The 16378-nt window shown below is 58.9% G+C and carries 15 protein-coding genes; 9 read left to right on the top strand and 6 right to left on the bottom strand.

The features are described from left to right. Nucleotides 1-221: 221 nt before the first annotated feature. The 4 genes from AUC61_RS25480 to AUC61_RS25465 all read left to right on the top strand — a co-directional run bounded on the left by AUC61_RS25480 (nt 222) and on the right by AUC61_RS25465 (nt 4524). Entirely contained in the window at nt 222-1442 is a 1221-nt protein-coding gene (locus AUC61_RS25480; protein WP_243248997.1) for a putative DNA modification/repair radical SAM protein, read from the top strand. Then, a complete protein-coding gene (locus tag AUC61_RS25475) occupies nt 1439-2293 on the top strand; it encodes a TIGR03915 family putative DNA repair protein (protein ID WP_243248996.1) in 855 nt (284 codons plus the stop codon). Before AUC61_RS25480 ends, AUC61_RS25475 begins: the two co-directional genes overlap by 4 nt. A gap of 122 nt (nt 2294-2415) precedes the next feature. Next, nucleotides 2416-2757, top strand: coding sequence for a helix-turn-helix domain-containing protein (locus AUC61_RS25470; protein WP_122664319.1), 342 nt, complete (start codon nt 2416-2418; stop codon nt 2755-2757). 183 nt (nt 2758-2940) lie between these two features. Beyond that, entirely contained in the window at nt 2941-4524 is a 1584-nt protein-coding gene (locus tag AUC61_RS25465; protein ID WP_243248995.1) for an aldehyde dehydrogenase (NADP(+)), read from the top strand. 360 nt (nt 4525-4884) lie between these two features. Here AUC61_RS25465 and AUC61_RS25460 read toward each other — a convergent pair whose 3' ends face one another. Beyond that, on the bottom strand, nt 4885-5730 hold the full coding sequence (locus AUC61_RS25460) for a PhzF family phenazine biosynthesis protein (RefSeq protein WP_243248994.1): 846 nt from the start codon (nt 5728-5730) through the stop codon (nt 4885-4887). A 163-nt stretch (nt 5731-5893) separates the two neighbouring features. Here AUC61_RS25460 and AUC61_RS25455 point away from each other — a divergent pair, with 163 nt between their 5' ends. Together AUC61_RS25455 and AUC61_RS25450 are read left to right on the top strand one after the other, a co-directional pair. Continuing rightward, nucleotides 5894-6520, top strand: coding sequence for a LysE family translocator (locus AUC61_RS25455; protein WP_243248993.1), 627 nt, complete (start codon nt 5894-5896; stop codon nt 6518-6520). 70 nt (nt 6521-6590) lie between these two features. Then, nucleotides 6591-7445, top strand: a complete 855-nt coding sequence (locus tag AUC61_RS25450) for an NAD-dependent protein deacetylase (protein WP_243248992.1) — start codon at nt 6591-6593, stop codon at nt 7443-7445. Between the two features lie 175 nt (nt 7446-7620). On the opposite strand, the gene AUC61_RS25445 is transcribed toward AUC61_RS25450, so the two are convergent. Next, entirely contained in the window at nt 7621-9984 is a 2364-nt protein-coding gene (locus AUC61_RS25445; protein WP_243249010.1) for a DNA polymerase II, read from the bottom strand. Nucleotides 9985-10168: 184 nt separating this feature from the next. Here AUC61_RS25445 and AUC61_RS25440 point away from each other — a divergent pair, with 184 nt between their 5' ends. Together AUC61_RS25440 and AUC61_RS25435 are read left to right on the top strand one after the other, a co-directional pair. Then, nucleotides 10169-10636 carry a RidA family protein gene (locus AUC61_RS25440; RefSeq protein WP_243248991.1) on the top strand — a complete coding sequence of 156 codons (468 nt, stop codon included), beginning with the start codon at nt 10169-10171 and terminating at the stop codon, nt 10634-10636. Then, entirely contained in the window at nt 10636-11169 is a 534-nt protein-coding gene (locus AUC61_RS25435) for a GNAT family N-acetyltransferase (protein ID WP_243248990.1), read from the top strand. Before AUC61_RS25440 ends, AUC61_RS25435 begins: the two co-directional genes overlap by 1 nt. Here AUC61_RS25435 and AUC61_RS25430 read toward each other — a convergent pair. The 4 genes from AUC61_RS25430 to AUC61_RS25415 form a co-directional block, all read right to left on the bottom strand. After that, complete coding sequence (locus AUC61_RS25430) at nt 11061-11531, bottom strand: helix-turn-helix domain-containing protein (protein WP_243249009.1); 471 nt, start codon at nt 11529-11531, stop codon at nt 11061-11063. The genes AUC61_RS25435 and AUC61_RS25430 overlap by 109 nt on opposite strands. 328 nt (nt 11532-11859) lie before the next feature. Then, entirely contained in the window at nt 11860-12810 is a 951-nt protein-coding gene (locus AUC61_RS25425) for a GlxA family transcriptional regulator (RefSeq protein WP_243248989.1), read from the bottom strand. A gap of 196 nt (nt 12811-13006) precedes the next feature. Beyond that, on the bottom strand, nt 13007-13540 hold the full coding sequence (locus tag AUC61_RS25420; protein ID WP_243248988.1) for a DUF4174 domain-containing protein: 534 nt from the start codon (nt 13538-13540) through the stop codon (nt 13007-13009). A gap of 105 nt (nt 13541-13645) precedes the next feature. Further along, nucleotides 13646-13969 carry a DMT family transporter gene (locus AUC61_RS25415; RefSeq protein WP_243248987.1) on the bottom strand — a complete coding sequence of 108 codons (324 nt, stop codon included), beginning with the start codon at nt 13967-13969 and terminating at the stop codon, nt 13646-13648. 369 nt (nt 13970-14338) lie between these two features. Between AUC61_RS25415 and AUC61_RS25410 the strand changes: the two genes are divergently transcribed. Beyond that, on the top strand, nt 14339-16294 hold the full coding sequence (locus AUC61_RS25410; protein WP_243248986.1) for a DNA topoisomerase III: 1956 nt from the start codon (nt 14339-14341) through the stop codon (nt 16292-16294). Nucleotides 16295-16378 lie beyond the last annotated feature (84 nt).

The following is a 16378-nucleotide window of genomic DNA, read 5'->3' as shown; positions in this document are numbered from 1 at the left end:
CTCATTTGATTGGAACGGGATCGTATGTGGGAGCGGTGCTTGCCCGCGATACAGGCAACGCCAATCGCGGGCAAGCACCGCTCCCACATGGGATTGCATTCCCATTCACAATACCCGTGCACTCCATTTCACATAACTCATAGCCCATCCACCCGACCGCAGGACATTGCATCCCACGACCCAACCCGATACTGTACATGCAAACAGTATCGGAGTTTCCCATGCAGCTCATCGACAAGCTCAGCATCCTCGCTGACGCTGCCAAGTACGACGCTTCGTGCGCCAGCAGCGGCGCGCCCAAGCGCAGTTCGGAGGGCAAGACCGGGCTCGGATCAAGCAACGGCATGGGTATTTGCCACAGCTACACGCCAGACGGGCGTTGCGTCTCGCTGCTCAAGATTCTGCTGACCAATTTCTGCCTGTATGACTGCCAATACTGCGTCAATCGCCGCTCCAGCGACGTACCTCGTGCCCGCTTCAGCCCGGAAGAAGTGGTTACTTTGACCCTGGACTTCTACCGGCGTAATTGCGTGAGTGGGCTGTTCCTCAGCTCCGGCATCATTCGTTCGGCGGACTACACCATGGAGCAGTTGATCGAGGTGGCCCGACTGTTGCGAGAGGTCCATGAGTTTCGCGGTTATATCCACCTCAAGACCATACCCGACGCCGATCCGGCGCTGATCGAGATGGCGGGCCGCTATGCTGACCGGCTGAGCGTCAACATCGAATTACCCACGGACGACGGCTTGAAAACCCTGGCACCGGAAAAAAACGTGGTCACGATCAAACAGGCCATGCAGACCATCCATACCGGGCAACAGACCGTTCTCAACGAACCCCGCGCACCACGCTTCGTACCTGCCGGGCAAAGCACACAAATGATCGTTGGTGCCGACGAGACCGATGACAGCACCATTCTCAGCAGTGCCGAGTCCCTCTATGGTAACTACGGCCTGCGCCGGGTCTATTACTCAGCGTTCAGCCCGATCCCCAACAGCCCGAAAAGTGTGCCGCTGGCGGCACCGCCACTGATGCGTGAACACCGCTTGTACCAGGCCGACTTCCTGTTGCGCGGCTATGGCTTCAAGGTCAATGAGCTGTTTCAGGGGCCGGGCCATCTGGCGCTCGATATCGACCCGAAACTGGCCTGGGCGCTGAACAATCGCAGCTTGTTCCCACTGGACCTGAACCGTGCTGACGCGTCGCTGATTGCACGCATTCCCGGGATCGGCATTCGCACAACCAATCGCTTGATGGAGCTGCGTCGACAGCGGCGAATCCGTTATGAAGATTTGACCCGCATGCGCTGCGTACTGGCCAAGGCCAAGCCATTCATCGTCACCTGCGACTATCACCCGTCGCAGGCAGAAAGCAGCAGTGAGTCGCTGCACATGCTCCTGCGTGATCGTCCGGCACCTCAGCAAATGGGGCTGTGGGGATGATTTGCCTGGAGTGCGATGATCTTTTTGGCAACTGGCGTCAGCAGGCACGCTGGCTGCTCAGCCATGAAGTCGATCCAAGCCAGGTCAGCTGGACGTCCAGCGAAGCCAGCGACCTGTTCGGTTCAGATCACAGTTATCCCGAACAGCCGGGCCCCTTCCAGGCACGCATCCCGCTGGCGCTGCTGGAGCTACTGGAAAACGCAGCGCAGTATCGCGGAGACCAGCGCTGGAGCCTGCTGTACGAAGTGTTGTGGCGAGTCAGCCATGGCGATCGTACCGCCATGCTTGCCGGTGACAAGCTGGGCAGCGAGTTACACAGAAGGATCAAGCAAGTCAGCCGCGAAGCTCATCACCTGCACGCGTTTCTGCGCTTTGTCGCACTGCCTGCTGCGGATTTGCTGGAATCCGTCGCTCAGCCACACTATGTCGCGTGGCACGAACCCGCCCACGACATTCTGTTGAGCGCCAGCCAGCACTTCATCGGCCGTATGGGCCAGCATCGCTGGATGATTGCCACACCCAGGGACGGCGTTTACTACGACGGCCAACAATTGATTCACCAGCGGGTCTGCCCTGTTGAGTGGCAACAACTGGCGCGCAATGCCGATGATCCCGGTGGCGAGCTGTGGCTGACCTATTACAGCCATGTCTTCAACCCCGCGCGCCTGAACCCGAAAGTCATGCAGGGTCACTTACCGAGCCGTTTCTGGAAGAACCTGCCTGAAGGCCCGCTGATCCCGGCATTGATCAGCGAAGCCAGGACCGGCAAACAGCGCGACGGTCAAGCCAGTCAGGTAGCGACCAGACCCGGCAAACGTATTGCGCGGGGCCCCGGCAACACAGCGCCGTGAGGCCCCCATCGGTCACCCGCCAGGATCCCCCCCCTCACACCCCGAGGCTTCTGTTAACCTGCGTCATCACTCATTGCATAACTGACCTCTTCCCACCGAGGCTCAGCATCAGGACATCTCAAATGGAAGGCATGGGCCCCAGACTCAAAGCGGAAAGAAAGCGACTGGGTCTTTCCCAGCGCGACCTGGGTGTCATTGGCGGAGTTGAGGCCAATGCTCAAGGGCTTTACGAAAGAGGCAACCGGTTTCCAAATGCTGAATACCTGCGGGCTGTCGCCAAGTCAGGCGTCGACGTCCTGTATGTGATCACTGGCTCCCGGGAGTTGCTGGCCATTGATTCCATAACCGCAGCTGAAACCAAAGTACTGAGCGAACTGGATGGTTTGCCACCGGACGTTCAGGAAGATATTAAACGCCTGATCAGTACCCTGTCTGACACAGATGAACACTCAGGCAAACCCTGAGCCGTTGCGGTCTTGCCTGTAGCATCTGGCTTGTTTGACTGAATTGACTACCCGGCAGGCATCCTCTGCTCGCCTCATAATAGCGGGCACACATTCAAATCTTCGACTACCTTGCAGTGCTGAAAACCTGCCGGGCCGTCGATCCGCTTACACGGCCTCTTACCGAATTACACCGGAGGCCTCATGACCGCTCTACTCGGACACAACTTCATTAACGGCAAGCGCAGCGCAGCAGGCTCGGTTAGTCTGCAGAGTCTGGATGCAACGACCGGCGAAGCGCTGCCACTGTCTTTCATGGAAGCAACCCGCGATGAGGTCGACGCTGCCGCGCTCGCCGCCGCCGGTGCTTACCACGCCTACCGCACCACGAGCGCGCAGCAAAGGGCGAGTTTTCTCGACGCCATCGCCGACGAACTTGACGCACTGGGCGACGAATTCATCTCCATGGTTTGCCGTGAAACGGCCCTGCCACCAGGCCGTATCCAGGGTGAACGGGCGCGCACCAGCGGCCAGATGCGGTTGTTCGCACAACTGTTGCGCCGAGGCGATTTCTACGGCGCGCGTATTGACCGGGCCTTGCCGGATCGTCAGCCGCTCCCTAGGCCGGATCTGCGCCAATACCATATCGGTCTCGGCCCGGTAGCGGTATTCGGCGCCAGTAATTTCCCGCTGGCGTTTTCCACAGCCGGGGGCGATACCGCAGCCGCACTGGCCGCCGGTTGCCCGGTGGTATTCAAGGCCCACCCGGGGCACATGGCGACGGCTGAATGGGCCGCACTGGCAATTATTCGCGGCGCAGAAAAGACTGGAATGCCTGCTGGCGTCTTCAACATGATCTACGGCGGCACCGTCGGCGCATGGCTGGTTCAGCACCCGGCGATCAAGGCCGTCGGCTTTACCGGCTCACTGGGCGGTGGTCGCGCCTTGTGCGACATGGCCGCAGCACGCCCGGAACCCATCCCGGTCTTTGCCGAGATGTCGAGCATTAACCCGATACTGGTGCTGCCGCAAGCACTTGAAGTGCGTGCCGAAAAAATTGCTGCGGAACTGGCCGCCTCCGTCGTTCAGGGCGGCGGGCAATTTTGCACCAAGCCGGGATTGGTGATCGGCATCCGCTCGCCGCAGTTTGGCCACTTCCTGGACAAACTCGGCCATCTGCTCAACGCCCATGCGCCGCATACCCTGCTGAACGCCGGTGGCTTGTGCAACTTCGCTGACGGATTGGGCCGACTGGCCAGCCATCCAGGCCTGCACCATCGCGCCGGACAGGTGCAACAAGGCAACCAGGCCTACCCGCAATTGTACGAAGCGGACGTGGCATTGCTGCTTGATGGCGACACGTTGCTGCAACATGAAGTCTTCGGGCCGATGCTGGTTGCCGTGACGGTTGAAGACGCCGAACAGCTGAAACAAGCAGTGCTCAGCCTGCAAGGCCAACTGACCGCGACGTTAATAGCCGAACCGGCAGATTTCGACGCGTTCGCGGATCTGGTGCCGTTGATGGAGCACAAGGCCGGGCGCCTGTTGATCAATGGCTATCCAACCGGTGTGGAGGTCAGCGACGCGATGGTCCATGGCGGCCCGTATCCGGCGACATCCGACGCCCGCGGAACATCGGTCGGCACCTTGTCCATCAACCGCTTTCTGCGCCCGATCTGCTTCCAGAATTACCCCGACTCGTTACTGCCCGACGCATTGAAAAACGGTAACCCGTTGGGGCTGATGCGACTGGTGGATGGGGTGGGGACGCGAGAGGCGTTGGGTTAACGCTCCCATCCCGGCAGGAAACTCAATGTTTACCTGCACGATGACGTGGGATCGGCTTTAGCCGGGAGAGCGGTATTTCGCCAAAGAAAACTTAGCGAACATCTCGACGCCCTCCCGGCTAAAACCGGCCCGAGGGTGCTGCGTAGATTCTGTGAGCGGTGCTTGCCCGCGATACAGGCATCTCGGTACATCTGACAGGCGGTGTCGTTTATATCGCGAGCAAGCTCGGCTCCCACAAACCCAATGCAGCCCAACTGTGGCCCAGTTGCCGCTGATAAAAGGCGTTTTTACGGTTGGAGATTCTATGCTTGCCTACAAGCGTGCTCTTGATCGTGAACTGCAAGCCGGTCCCACGGTGCCTCATCCCAGTTCCACGCTACCCTCGATGCAGGTCACTACATCACCGCCGATCCATATGTCATCACCAAGACGTTGCACGTGGACCCTGCCCTGCCTGCCCAGCACCGTGCCCTGGCTCACGACATAACTATCCGCCGCCAAACCGTCTTTCAATACCCATTGGGCAATGCCCGCGTTGAGGCTACCGGTCACCGGATCCTCCGGCATACCGTCTCCGGCGATAAAAGCCCTGACCTCGAACTGCGCGTCTTCGCCATCGGACAGTGGATCCCAAGCCGCGAAGACGCCAATGGCCAGCCCGGCCAATTGCGCATAATCAGGCTGCAGCGCCAGTACGCTGGCCCGATCGACAAGCCTCAGCGCCAACCAGCCAGCGCCGTTATCGACCCAGCGAGCCTCCAGGATCGCGCTGCCCGCCAGGCCCAGGCCCGAGCGAATCCGCTCCAGTAAAGCGGCGTCGACAGGTCCCGAGCGCAACAGCGCTGGTGCCGTAAACGCCAATTGCCCGTGCTGACGCCGAATGCGCACCAGCCCGATGCCACACTCCTGAATGATCTCCTCACCCTTGGGCTGCCCGCCACTTTCGAGCCAGGCATGACAGCTGCCCAACGTCGGATGACCAGCAAATGGCAGCTCATCCAGAGTGGTGAAGATTCGCAACCGATAATCTGCCTCCGGGTGCTGCGGGCTCAGCACGAAGGTTGTTTCACTGAGGTTGGTCCAATGGGCGAATGCCGCCATCGTCTTATCGCCGAGCCCGTCAGCATCGAGCACCACCGCCAGCGGGTTGCCTTTCAGGGCCTGACGGCTGAAAACATCAACCTGCTTGAACGGATAACGACTCATCACTGCCTGCTCTGAAAATAGATGGGCAGCGAGATTCTCATTTCAGTCCGACAAAGGCAAAACCGTAGAACTGTTGCACAACAATCACCAGCAACTGTAACGCAGCCTATTGAGTGCGATCGGCTACCGTCGACTTACACCACTCAACGCTGGGAAGCGGCTCATGATCGACCTTCAAACACTGTCTTTATTCTGCGGCGCAGTCATGCTTCTGCTGATAACTCCTGGTCCGAACATGGCGTTTGTCATGAGCCACGGCTTTACCTATGGCTGGCGCGGCGGCCTTGCGGTTGCATTGGGGATCAGCGCCGCGGATGCCGTTCTGACGGTTCTCACCGCAACGGGCGTAACCGGCCTGGTCGCTGCATGGCCGCCGTCTTTCGACATTATTCGGTATGTCGGAGCGGTCTACCTGTTGTGGATGGCCTGGAAAGCCCTGCAAGGCGGCAAGCTGGGCGAGAGCCACATCGATAACCAGGTTTCGCTGCGCACGGTGTTTGTCCGGGCCATGCTCAACAGCCTGCTCAATCCCAAGGCACTGCTGTTTTTCATCGTCTTCCTCCCACAATTCGTTACACCGTCCAAGGGCATGATCGCCGAGCAGTTGATCCTCCTCGGCTTGGTTCTCACGGTAATAGCGTTCGTATTCCATGCGGTACTGGGCGCATTCGGGGGTACCATCAACCGCTGGTTCGCTGGCAAAGAGCGCCTGGGCAGACTTCAGCCACGGCTGCTCGCCAGCGTACTGACGCTAATGGCGGTGCGTTTGATGGTCATGTCCAGACCCTGAAAGTTACTCGCAGGGCACCCATTCGCACGGGCCGGGTCATATACCACTCATGCCACGCGGAGACCGCATCATGCTGGACAGCCCATCAGTAGCCCCGGTCGAAGCGCTTCTTGCGCTGATGTCGCACAAGCGTTTCGTGGTCCTGACCGGGGCAGGCATCAGTACCCCCTCAGGCATTCCCGACTACCGGGATACCGATGGAGTAAGGCGCGGCAAAGCGCCGATGATGTTCCAGGAGTTTCTGGGTTCCCCCGAGGCCCGTCGACGCTACTGGGCCAGGGCCATGCTGGGCTGGCCGCGAGTGCGAATCGCCGAACCCAATGCGGCACATCGGGCTCTGGCTACATTGCAGTCCCGTCAGCGCCTAAGCGGGTTGATCACGCAAAACGTTGACACCCTCCATGATCAGGCTGGCAGCAGCGACGTTATCGAGCTACATGGCAGCCTGCACCGCGTGCTGTGCCTGGACTGCGGCGAACGCTCCGACCGGGCAGCCATTCAGCAATTGATGGAACTGCAAAATCCTTATCTCGCGGGCGTTGACGCGGTTCAGGCACCGGATGGCGACACCCTGCTCGACCCGGCGTTCGAGTCCCGTTTCCAGGTGCCTCATTGTCCTTATTGCGACGGCCAGCGCCTCAAGCCAGACGTGGTGTTTTTCGGCGAAAACGTCGCCCCACACACTGCCGCCAAAGCGCTTGCCAGCGTGACCGAGGCTGACGGTTTGCTGGTGGTGGGTTCTTCGCTGATGGCCTACTCGGCGTTCCGTTTGTGCAAAACAATCAACGAACAGGGCAAGCCGCTAATCGCCATCAACATCGGCAAGACCCGCGCGGATGAGCTGCTGGACCTGAAGATTGAGATGTCGTGCGAGGTGTTGTTGCCGGAGTTGGTGGAGCGACTCGTCGAGGGCAGAGATACCTGATGCATGCAATCACCTGTGGAGATTCTATGCTCGCCTGCAGACTTGATCTTTCAGGACTGGCCGGGCAGGCGCGGTGTCTGTAGGCGCGAGGCTTGCCCGCGATATGCGTTGCCCTTATCGCGGGCAAGCCTCGCTCCCACAAGATCGCACTCCATCGGCCAAATGCGCTGATCCCCTAAAACAACCCCAACTGCCCACCAATCAAGGTACTGAAATCGTCGTCCACAAACGGCAGGATCGCGTCGGCAATCGGCTGTAATTGACGACTGACGTAATGATCGTAATCAATCGGCGCATGCCTTGTTTCCAGGGGCTCCGGCCCGGCGACGGTGATCACGTAGCTGATCCAGCCGCCGTTCTGATACTGCCTCGGACGCCCCAGATTCGCGTTATGTTCGTCCGCCAGGCGAGCGGCCCGAACATGCGGCGGCACGTTGCGCTCGTAGTCATCCAGTCGACGCCGCAGCCGCTTGCGATAAATCAGCAAGTCGTCAAGCTCTCCGGCCAGGGTACGACGCACATAATCACGCACGTAATCCTGATAGGGCTGGCGATGAAAAATCCGCGAATACAACGCCTGCTGAAACTCCCGAGCGAGTGGCGACCAGTCGGTACGCACGGTCTCCAGACCTTTATAGATCATCTCCTCAGAACCATCAGCGCGCCTGACCAGTCCGGCGTAGCGCTTCTTGCTACCCTCCTCCGCGCCGCGAATCGTGGGCATCAGGAAGCGGCGGAAATGAGTTTCAAATTGCAGTTCCAGCGCACTGGTCAACCCGTATTCCTGCTGCAGATGCTCACGCCACCACTGGTTGACCTGCTGCACCAGTGAGCGTCCGATCCGGGTTGCTTCTTCCTCGCCATGCAGGCTCTTGAGCCAGACGAAAGTGGAGTCGGTATCGCCGTAGATCACCGTGTAGCCCTGCGCTTCAATCAACTGCCGGGTACGGCGCATGATCTCGTGGCCGCGCAAGGTAATGGACGACGCCAGCCGCGTATCAAAAAAACGGCAACCACTGGAGCCAAGCACGCCGTAGAAGGCATTCATAATGATTTTCAACGCTTGGGAAAGCGGCTGGTTATTCTCCCGCTTTGCGGTCTCGCGACCTTGCCAGACCCGCTCCACAATCGCGGGCAGACAGTGCCGGGTACGGGAAAAACGCCCGCCCCGAAAGCCGGGTACCGAATGCTCATCCGAAGGGTTACGGATGCCCTCAACCAAACCTACCGGGTCGATCAGAAAAGTACGAATGATCGATGGATACAGGCTCTTGTAATCCAGCACCAGCACTGACTCATAAAGGCCTGGCTGCGAATCCATGACAAAGCCACCGGGGCTGACCTCGGGCATGCGCTCGCCCAGATTGGGAGCGACGAAACCCTGACGATGCATCAGCGGGATGTACAAATGACAGAACGCAGCAACCGAGCCACCACTGCGGTCAGCAGGCAAACCGGTGACGGTGGCGCGCTCCAGCAGAAACGTAAGCAGCTCGGTTCTGGCGAAAATCCGCGTCACCAACTCGCAGTCCTTGAGGTTGTAGCGCGCCAGTGCTGGCTTGTCCTCGGCGAACATGCGGTTGATTTCGTCCATACGCTGATACGGCGTATCAATCGCCTTGCCTTCGCCCAGCAAGGTCTGCGCAACGTTTTCCAGGCTGAACGACGGAAAGCTCCAGGTTGCGGAGCGCAGCGCCTCGATGCCGTCGATGATCAGACGCCCGCTGGCGTCGGCGAAAAAGTGATTGTTGCGCGATCCATGCTCGCGCCAGCCCATCGCCTCACCCCCACGCCCAAGGCGCAACGGCACTTGCAGGCGCTGGGCATGCTCGTGCAATACCCGCAGATCGAACTGCACGACGTTCCAGCCAATGATCGCATCCGGATCATGACGCGCCAGCCACTGATTCAGACGCTCCAGTAACTGCTTGCGGGTGTCGCAGTACTCAAGGTCGAAATCGACTTCGCGGTCGTCGCCATTGGCCGGGCCCAGCATATACACCTGGCGCTGGTCGCAGCCTTCAAGCGCGATGGAATAAAGCTCACCTTTTTCTGTGGTTTCGATATCCAGTGAAACCAGCCGCAGCTGTGGCCGGTAATGCTCGGCAGGCCTGATCTGTGCCTCGCATAGCGTACCGTTGCTGTCCGCGACGCCGCTGAACTGCACGGGCGCTGTGATGAAGCGCTCCATCAGATAGCGTTCAGGCGGCCGGATATCGGCCTCGTAAACGTCCACGCCACCTTTGCGCAGGGACTTTTCCAGGTTCATTAATTGCCGATGCTGCTGACAGTAAACCCCAAGCACCGGGCGATGGCGGAAGTCGCACAGGCTCAATTCACGCAGTTCGACTCCGGTTTCATTGCGCAGCACCGCTTCGGCACGGACGCGCTGCTCGGCAGGAATGAACGCCACGGAGGGTTGCACCGGCAAGCGAATGTGACGGGGACCCTCATCAGTCGCCAGCCAGAAGTCCACTTGCGTGCCTTCTGGCGTATCGCGCCAGTGTCGACTCAGGATAAAGCCCTGTTGCACCTCCACCACCGTCAAACCTCAAAAACCTTCAAGAGCGTGATTCTACTTGGCATTGACTCATCTGGGGCGACTCATCTGCAGGTCGAGCAACTGGACCAGATTTTGCGCTCACGACCGCTTGCCAAGCCTTGGTACTTGAGGCGATATAGTCACCCATCGCACAACCCTCACTTTGGCCACGAGACCTGACATGTCAGCAGACCAGCGCTTCAACCTGATCGCCGAGCAACTGGGCTATAGCTTCGACGGCGAAATCAAAATCGGCGGCAATTATGTGCCTGTGGTTCGTCACAACGATGAGCTTTACGTCAGCGGCCAGATCCCCCGGGTTGGTGACACGGTGGTAGTGACGGGGCGTGCCGGAGCCAACACCAGCCTCGCCCAGGCACAACTGGCCGCGAAAATTTGCGCCATGCGCGCGCTGGCGTTGCTGCAACGCAGCGTTGGTTCGCTGGAGGGGATCAAACGCCTGCTGCGCATGAACCTGTACGTGCAATGTGCGCAGGATTTCACCCAGCAGAGCGAAGTGGCGGATGGCGCATCTGAAGTGTTGTTCTTCGTGCTCGGCGAAGTGGGCGCGCACACTCGCAGCTCGATCGGCGTTTATCAGTTACCGAAAAACGCGACGGTCGAGCTTGACCTGATTGCGGTGGTGTAATGCAGACATCGACGACGCCCACCATTGAACGCTTGCACGCCCGGCATGCCGCTGCGTACAGAGAATTGATGCTTGACGCCTATACGCGCCACCCGGAGGCGTTCACCTCATCGCCTGAAGAGCGCGCTGCCCTGCCCTTGTCGTGGTGGGAACACAGGCTTGATGAGGCGGACGATGCGGGACAAGTGGTGTTCGGTATCCTCGACGGTGACACCGTACTCGGCGCTGTGGGCTTGACCTTCAGCAGTCGGCAACGGGCCAGGCACAAGGTGTTGTTGTTCGGCATGTATGTCGTCGCCGAACAACAGGCCAAAGGTTACGGCCAGGCCCTGCTCGAAGCAGCGCTGGATTACGCACGTAACCGGCCTGACGCGTTGTTGGTACAACTGACTGTCAGTGAAGACAACCCTTCAGCCCGCAAGCTTTACGAGCACAACGGGTTTGAATCCTTTGGGCTGGAGCCGCTGGCCGTCGCGACCGAGACCGGGTTCATTTCCAAAGTCCATATGTGGCGAGCGCTTCGCGAACTGTGACCCTGGCTGGCTGCTTGTGATTTGCGTTCGATGCCCCGCCAAAGAGCAGGGTTTGTGCCTTCGGTTTTGCTGAACATATGGGAAAAATGCGCCTGGTCGCAAAACCCGCATTCGGCGCTGATTTGCGTGAGGGTCATCGCCGAGTTCTTGATCAGCTCCTTGGCTTGCTGGATGCGTTGGTTGCGAATCCAGTCCTGAGGAGACATGCCCGTACTGCGTTTGAATGAGCGCGAGAAATGACTGCGGGTCAACTCGCAGGACGCCGCCAGAAAAGGCACAGAAACTTTCTTGCTCAGGTCAGCGCTGATGAGCTGTTTGACCAATGCCAGTCGGCCGGGAGACAGGCCGCCGGTTACCGGCATATCAAGACTGACGTCCGCCCTGGTGAGGGTCACCGGATCAGCATCGTTATTAACGTCGTACGGTGGGTTGTCCATGGGGCTGAGCCTTGCAAAAATTCCTTGAGGTATCTTCGCAGGCGTCGACATTCAAACAACCCTCGCAAGGGGAGCGCAACGGTCATCAAGGTGCGCAATCAGGACAAAGCCGCACTCGGTGTTGTTAAGAATTTAAACGCTAATGGTAGGAGCGAACTTGTTCGCGAGGCGGCGGGCCTGAACCACCGCATCGAGCTTTCTCGCCAACAAGGTGCAGGATCACCATGCATTCGAGGGGACGCCTGATTTCCTCTCAACCAAACTGCTGCCGATACTGGCTCGGTGTCAGGCCGAGTCGGTCGCTGAACAGCGAGCGCATGTACCGCACGCTGCCAAACCCACTGCGATGAGCAATCGTCTTGAGCGGCAGCGCCGTAGTTTCCAGCAGGTTGCGGGCCCTGTCGAGCCGGGCATTCTGGATGAACTCCATCGGTGTCATGTTGACTTCACGACTGAAGACCCTGGCGAAATGCCGTGGGCTCATCGCGGCCATCGACGCCATGCGTTCGATGCAGAAGCTCTCTTCAAGGTGCTCGACAAGGTAGTTCTGCACTCGGGTGATTGGTGTTTCCTGAGTAGCGACTGTGGCCACCAGCGGGCTGAACTGCGCTTGTCCACCCTGCCGCTTCATGACAACCAGCAGTACTTTGGCAACATCAAGCGCGACTTTCTTGCCGTGCTCTTCGGCGACCAGCGCCAAGGCCAGGTCGATCCCGGCCGTTACACCGCCGGAGGTCACCAGGCGGCGGTCCTTGATGTAGATCTGATCGGTGGTCACATTGGCTGCGGGAAAGCCCTTGATCAAGCGCTCGGTGTAATGCCAGTGGGTGGTCACCGTATGGCCATCGAGCAGTCCGGCCCGTCCCAGCAGGAATGCACCGGTGCAGATCGAACCGTAGAGGACCGATTCCTGCGCAGCCCGCTGCAGCCACGCCACCAGTGGCGGATGACTGTCGTTATAAGACCCCGGCCCTCCTGGCACCAGTAACACGTCAAAGGAAGTCGGGGCGTGTTCAACGCAAATATCCGGGGTGACCGTCACGCCATTTGACGCACGAATAGGCGAAGACTGAGTACCGACGGTCGTCAGTTGGTAGTGCCTGGAAGGGTCGAGATAACGATTGGCGATTGAAAAGACTTCCATCGGCCCGGCCATGTCGAGCAGAAGGAAATCGGGAAACAAAATAATTGCTACGGTCTTCATGGTCTGAAATCGCTCAAATCGAGTTCTACACTTTAAAACAAACGTTCCAGCCGGGCCTGTTTCAGTCCCAAGCCCCTGCCGGTGTGCATCTTAACGTTTTGAGCGAAGTCTGGTCGGGTTCTGGGTAGCGGGTGACACTCCAGTATGAGCGTCACCTGTGTCGAGGCCGACAATCGTCAGCCCCGACAACTACCGGTCAATCGTCAAGCGTCTTAGGGGCGCCTTTCGCGGGCTTGCCGGTTTTTTCAGCACCGGGTTTGGCTTCAGGGACTGGCGCAGCAACGGCCGGAGCGCTGGCAGCCTTTTCCTCAGCGGGTAACTGATCAACCTTGGTGAACAGATCTTTCACGCCAATGGGACCCAACTGTTCAAGCTGTTTTTCGCCATCCTTGCCAACCAGGATGACCTTGGTGCCGGTGCTTGCGCCCAGCTTCAGCTCACGAATAAGCGCCATGGTTGATTGCGCATCGAGGTCTTTGCCGTTGCGCTTGCCCATGGTGTTGATCACGGTGTAGAGGACCATGTCACGTTCAGTAAAGGCTTTCTGATTAGCCGGTTCTTTGAGGGCGTTTTGCAGGCTGACCAGCGTTGGGTCCACGCTGCTGGGTGCAATCACGATCAGTGGCCGGGCCTTGCCACGATCCTGGTTCAGAGGGCTGTCACTGTCAGCTGCAAGCAGAGGGCCTGCAGAGACAAGCAACGTAGCGATGGTCAACGACCGGATAAACATAAATGGCTCCTTCAAACCGAGACAGGGACACTCGTCGGGCTTTCGACGCTGTTTTAGATATTTTGTTCTAACCGGTATAGCTCAATAGTCACCGAGGGCTTGTATTCAGCGGGGTGCAGACACCAGTTTCAAACCGACGATACCGGCCAGAATCAGCAAAAAACACAGAATCCGCAACACACTGCGATCTTCGCCCAGCACCAGCATTCCGTAGATGGCCGTCCCCAAAGCACCGATTCCTACCCAGACAGCATAGGCTGTGCCCACCGGTATCGTGCGCGTTGCCAGGGAGAGCAGGTACATGCTCAAACAGATAAAGAAACCGCAAAAAAGGCTGGGCAAGAGCTTGGTAAAGCCGTCGGTGCGGGGCATGACCGCCGCATAAATGATCTCGCAGGCACCGGCGAACAACAGGAACATCCAGCTCATCAAACATCCTTAAGAGTGTTTTCTTCACAAAGCGCAGGGACAAAATAGCGGTGCCAGAGCGGTTGGCGCAAGGCTTGCGGGATTACACGCCTTCTGTGAGGAACCCCACGATCTTGCAGGACTGGCCGGGCGGCGCTCCGCTTTAGCCGGGAGAACGGTATTTCTGGCGAAGAAGATCAAGCGAATGTAATAAGGTCCTCCCGGCTGAAGACGGTCCTGCGGAATTGCTTTCAAGCCAATAGATTTTCTGCGATGCCCAGCGCACCTTCCCACAAACTTTATCTGTATATCCATACAGATAAAACTTGCCGAAAACATCATCACTGCTCATGCTGTGCCCCATCAAAACCGTAAAAATCGATGGTACTCATGCGGCTGTTTCTCTGCGAAAAACCCTCCCAGGCCAAAGATATCGCCGCCGTATTGGGCGCAAAGCGCCGTGGCGATGGCTGCTGGATCGGTCCCGACGCGACTGTGACCTGGTGCATTGGCCATTTGCTTGAGACTGCCCCCCCTGACAGCTACGACGCCCGCTACAAACGCTGGGTACTGGATGACCTGCCTATCGTCCCGGAAAAATGGAAAATGCTGGTCAAACCGCGTACCGCAAGCCAGTTCAAGGCGGTGAAGCGACTCCTGGGCGAAGCATCCGAGCTGGTCATTGCCACAGACGCCGACCGCGAAGGGGAAATGATCGCCCGGGAATTGGTGGACCATTGTCGATATCGCGGGCCGATTCAGCGGCTGTGGCTCTCGGCGCTGGACGATGCGTCGATCCGCAAGGCCTTGAACGCCCTCAAGCCCGGCGCCGAAACCTTCAGCCTCTACCACTCTGCATTGGGACGCTCGCGAGCGGACTGGCTGATAGGTATGAACATGAGTCGCCTGTTCACCCTCCTCGGCCGGCAATCGGGTTATCAAGGCGTCCTGCCGGTCGGGCGCGTACAGACCCCGACGTTGCGCTTGGTGGTGGATCGGGACCGCAGCATCGCGGAGTTTGTCCCTGTCCCGTTCTGGGCAATCGATGTGCAACTTCGCCACGACGACCAGACGTTCACCGCACAATGGCGCGCGGCACCCGATGTGTGTGACGACCAGGATCGTTGCCTGAATCAGGTAACGGCGCAGAACGCCGTCGAGGCCATGCGCAACGCGGCCCGAGCCAGTCTGCTGAAGCTACGGACAGATCGGGTACGCGAATCAGCACCGCTGCCTTTCGACCTCGGCACGCTGCAGGAAATCTGCTCGAAAAAGCTTGGCCTGGGCGCCCAGGAAACGCTGGATATCGCCCAGTCGCTCTACGAAACCCACAAGGTCATCACCTATCCGCGAAGCGACTGCGGTTATCTGCCGGTCAGTCAACACAGCGACGCGACGCGAATCATCAACGCACTGGGCCGTGCTGACCCGGCACTGAGCGATCTACTCAAGCATCTGGAACCGGGTCGGCGCTCGAAGGCCTGGAACGATGCCAAGGTCAGTGCCCACCATGGCATCATCCCCACGGGTGCGGGCAAATCCCTCGAGCAACTGACGGGTAAATACCGGGCGGTATTCACCTTGATCAGAGCCCGCTACCTTGCGCAATTCCTGCCCAATCATGAGTACGATCGCACGCAGGCCGACTTCGACTGCGGCGGTGAAAAACTTCGCGCTACGGGCAAGCTGATTGTCGAACCGGGCTGGAAACGAGCACTGCCTGAGGCTCTGACACCCGCAAAAGGCCGCGAAGCTCCTGCTCCACAAGCACTGCCGAGACTGGCTGAAGGTTGCGAATACCCGGTCGCCGACATCATCCTCAAAGACCTCTGGACCCAACCGCCCAAGCCATATACCGAGGGCGATCTGATCAAGGCGATGAAAAATGTCGCACGACTGGTAGAAGATCCGCTGCTCAAACAGAAGCTCAAGGACACCACCGGGATCGGCACCGAAGCGACTCGTGCCGGCATCATTCAGGGTTTGCTGGACCGGGGCTACCTGATCAAGAACGGCAAAGCGCTGGCAGCGACTCCGGCAGCGTTCAGTCTCATCGACGCGGTCCCCCGAGCGATTGCCGATCCAGGCACCACGGCTATCTGGGAGCAGGCGCTGGATATGGTCCAGGCTGGCGAGATGAGCCTCGAAGAGTTTGTCACCCGACAGGCCAGCTGGATGAGCAAACACGTCAGCCGTTGTATCGGCATGCGGATGGTCATCACTGCTGCGAGCCCTGCCGGAGTTTCTCCGCCCTGGAAAAACAAACGCAAGTCCGGCAAGCGGAAAACTGCTGGTGCTGGCGGCAACCGCCCGCGACGGACAGTAAAGGCTGCGGGCAAAACTTGATCAGGTATAGGATGAAGGCTGTAAGCCACTCACTTGTAAGGAGTTGACGCTCAATTGAATCATCGGTTGAATGAGTGTGTCTGT

The sequence above is a fragment of the Pseudomonas maioricensis genome (genome assembly GCF_022790535.1).
GTDB lineage: Bacteria > Pseudomonadota > Gammaproteobacteria > Pseudomonadales > Pseudomonadaceae > Aquipseudomonas > Aquipseudomonas maioricensis.
This window is presented reverse-complemented; position numbering and strand designations above follow the sequence as displayed.